At 74.3% G+C, this 3,722-nt stretch carries 3 protein-coding genes and 1 pseudogene; all 4 read right to left on the bottom strand.

The annotated features are described in order from the left end of the window. Positions 1 to 434, bottom strand: a 434-nt coding sequence (locus ACFQH9_RS28690) for an FAD-dependent oxidoreductase (protein WP_379570964.1), incomplete at its 3' end; no start/stop codon positions are given. Positions 435 to 500: 66 nt separating this feature from the next. After that, complete coding sequence (locus ACFQH9_RS28685) at positions 501 to 1,880, bottom strand: MFS transporter (RefSeq protein WP_379570986.1); 1,380 nt, start codon at positions 1,878 to 1,880, stop codon at positions 501 to 503. Between the two features lie 199 nt (positions 1,881 to 2,079). Then, complete coding sequence (locus ACFQH9_RS28680) at positions 2,080 to 2,898, bottom strand: TIGR02569 family protein (protein ID WP_379570962.1); 819 nt, start codon at positions 2,896 to 2,898, stop codon at positions 2,080 to 2,082. A gap of 162 nt (positions 2,899 to 3,060) precedes the next feature. Next, positions 3,061 to 3,722 (bottom strand): annotated as a pseudogene (locus tag ACFQH9_RS28675) (hypothetical protein); the annotation flags it as partial.

Here is a 3,722-nt window from a genome sequence, read left to right as displayed (position 1 = left end):
CAGACCGCGGCGGCGGCCCCCGCCTTGATCGCGTCGAGGTCGTCGAGCGTGCGGTAGACGAAGCAGTTCGGCAGGTCACGGCCGGGCACCGGCGGCACGAACGGGACGGAGCCGGTGGCGAGGACCAGGGCGTCGTAGGTCAGCTCGGCCCCGGAGGCGGTGGTGACCGTGCGGCGCCCCCGGTCCACGGCGACCGCGGGGTCGCCGAGCCGCAGGTCCACCAGCGGGTCGACCAGCTCGGCGAGCCGCAGCTCCTCCTCGCTCTTCCCGTCGACGTACGAGGACAGGGCGACCCGGTCGTAGGCCTGCCGGGGCTCCTCGCCGAGGACGGTGACCCGCCACGCGCCGCGCTCGTCGCGGTCGCGCAGCGCCGAGACGAGCCGGTGCCCGACCATGCCGTTGCCGACCACGACCAGATGCCGTGTGTCCGTCACGTCGTACCTCCTGTGCCGCGGCGGGCGCGGCGTTCGTGCTGTGCGTGCGGGTGGATCGCGGGGCGGTCAGACGCGGGCGAGGGCGACCTGGCCCTCACCGGTGCGGACCGACGCGGCCTGCCGCTGGTAGACGGCCCAGGTGAGGCCGGCGCAGATCACGTAGAAGGCCAGGAAGGCCCAGAACGCGGGGACGCCGGACCTGGTGGCCGCGAAGGACTGCCGGAAGGCCAGGTTGATCAGCAGGCCGCCGAGCGCGCCGACCGCGGAGATCAGGCCGATCGCGGCACCGGAGACGCGGCGGGCGTGCAGCATCGCCGCGGCGCGGTCGGCACCCTCGCCGATCCGCTCGAGGGCCTGCCGCCGGAAGATCGCGGGGATCATCTTGTAGGTCGAGCCGTTGCCGATGCCCGAGAAGACGAACAGCAGGATGAAGCCGAGCGTGAACAGGGCCAACGAGTTCGTGCCCGAGGCGAGGATGCAGATCAGCGCCGACACCGCCATGAGCCCGAAGTTGACGGCGCTGACCCTCGCGCCGCCCAGCTTGTCGGCCATCCAGCCGCCGATCGGCCGGATGAACGAGCCGAGCAGCGGACCGATGAACGTGACGGCCGCGGCCTGCAGCGGGGTGCGGCCGAACTGCGTCTGCAGGACGAGGCCGAAGGCGAAGCTGTAGCCGATGAAGGAGCCGAAGGTGCCGATGTAGAGCACGGACATGATCCCGGTGTCGCGCTCCTTGAGCGCGAGGGTGAAGGCGCCCCTGTCGTTGCTGACCGAGGCGATGTTGTCCATCGAGAAGGCCGCGACGATCGAGCAGAGCACGACCAACGGGATGTAGACGGCCAGCAGGATCTTCGGGTTGCCGGCGCCCGAGGTGGCGATGACCAGCAGGGCGATGAGCTGGATCACCGCGACGCCGAGGTTCCCGCCGCCCGCGTTGAGGCCCAGGGCGGTCCCCTTGCGGCCCTCGGGGAAGAAGGAGTTGATGTTGGTCATCGACGAGGCGAAGTTGCCGCCGCCGAAGCCGGCCAGGGCCGCCATCAGCACGAACACCGCGTACGGGGTGCCGGGCTGGAGCACGAAGGCCGCCGCGACCGTCGGGATCAGCAGCAGCAGACCGCTGATCACCGTCCAGTTGCGGCCGCCGAAGCGGGCCACGGCGAAGGTGTAGGGCACCCGCAGGATCGCGCCGACGAGCGTGGCGGTCGCGCCGAGGAAGAACTTCCCGGCCGCGTCGACGCCGTACTCCGGGCCCATGAACAGCACGAAGACCGACCAGAGGGTCCACACCGAGAACCCGACGTGCTCGACGAAGATCGACGCCCAGAGGTTGCGGTTCGCGATCCCCTTGCCCGTGCGCTCCCAGAAACCGGCGTCCTCCGGCTCCCAGTGCCGGATCCACCGCCCTCCGGCGACGCCGCGGGACACGGTCGCGGTCTCCGTGTCGATCGTTCCTTCTGCGGTGGCTGTCACGCCGGCTCCTCCTGCGCATCCGTGGTCACGTCTCGGATGCGCAGGACGGTAGGCAGCGGGGATTACCCCGGGGTGGCGCCGTGTGACGCGGGCGCAAAGGCCCGCTCACGTGCGGTCAGCTGCGGTGTGAGGTCACGACGCGCAGGTCAGGGCTGTGAGGCGTTGCGGCGGGGGCTCAGAGCCGGGCGCTGACGAGCCCGGCGACCCGCTCCAGGCCGGCCACGCTGCGGGCGGAGGCGTCGGGGTGCTGGGCGTGGAGAGCCAGCCGGTAGAGGGCGGCGCGCAGCAGCGCCTGCGGCCACTCGTCGAGGTGCGCCCACCGGTCCATGAGGCCCTCGTCGGCCCCGCCCCAGGCGATCGCGTCGACGACGACGACCGCCGCGGCCCACTCCGGCGGGCGCCAAAAGGGCACCAGGTCCAGCACGACGGGCACGCCGTCGCCGTCGAAGAGCACGGCGCCGAACAGCTCGCCGTGCACGACCTGCGGCGGCGACTTCATCGGCCGCCGGTGCGCGGCCAGCTCGGCGAACAGCCGGCCGCCGGAGGCCTCGTCGAGGGCGAAGCGGCGCTCGCCGAAGGCGGCCGCGGCGGAGCGGGCGAGCAGGTCGTCCCGGTTGTCGAGCAGCCGGGGACGCTGGACGGTGGCGGTCGCGGCGTGCAGGCGCAGGCTGGCCGAGACGACGTCGTCGTGCCGGGGTTCGGAGGCGCCGGCGAGGAACCGGGACGCGGCCCAGCCCGCGACGACCCACCGGCCGTCGGACGAGCGGACGGGGCGGGCCAGCCGGACCGCCTCGACGTCGAGGGCCTCGAGGACGCCCGCGGACCAGGCGGCCATCGCGTTGTCGGCCACCGGGCGCAGCAGGACCTCGCCGCAGTGCCAGGCGCGCTGCCCGGCCCAGATCACCGGGCGGGGCGTCGCGTCCTTCACGCCGAAGGCGACGCGGACGTGCTCGGGGAGCGCGCTCGCCTGCGGAACCGTGGGTACAGCCGTCACGGAACGCCACGCTACCTGCGCGCACCGACGGAGCAGGAGTGCCACGCGGAGAAGAATCCGCCGCGGGGGCGGCGCCGGGCCCGCCCGGGCCGGGGCGGCGGGGCTCGCACCGGGACCCGGGGCCCGCGCACGAGCTGCACGGTTCAGAGGAGGCGCCCGGTGCTAGTCGTCCTCGTCGTGCTCGCCGGGCTCGTGGTGACCGCTCTGGTGACCGCTCTGGTGATCGCGGCGGTGATCGCGGCGGTGATCGTCGTGACCGTGGTGCTCCGAGGCGCTCCGTTCGTGGTGGTGCTCGTGGAATCTCGGGAAGCGGTGGGACGTGCTGTCGCGGTCCGCGGCCTCGGGGCTCCGGGACGTGCGATCGCCGCCGAGGTGCCGTTCGGGGCGGCCGCGGTCGGGATCCGCGGAACTCCGGGACGCGCGGGCCCCCGCAGGATCGGCTCGCGGGTCGACCGCGTCGCCACCGAACAGCGCCTCGGACCGGGGCCCCCCGTCGCCGGCCTCCGCGACCTCCCGCGCGACGGCCTCGGGTGCCGCTGCCCCGGCCGGGCCGCGGAAAGAGCGCGACGCCCGCGTGACCTGGTCCTCGGCGATCGCCGCGGCGGCACGCCGGGCCGACGTGCTGTTGTCGACCGCCGACGGGAGCCCGGACCCGGCCTCGGCGGCGGCACGACGGTCCGCCTGATGCAGCGCCTTCTCCACATACGGCGCGCCGATCCCGCCGGTCGGGGGACGGACGACCGGACCCGCCACCGCCGACGCGACGCCCGCCTCCGCCGGCTCGGGCGCGGCGGGTGGGGCGAGCGCGGCGGGTGGGGCGAGCG

Source organism: Pseudonocardia lutea (assembly GCF_042658055.1).
GTDB classification, from domain to species: Bacteria; Actinomycetota; Actinomycetes; order Mycobacteriales; family Pseudonocardiaceae; genus Pseudonocardia; species Pseudonocardia lutea.
This window is presented reverse-complemented; position numbering and strand designations above follow the sequence as displayed.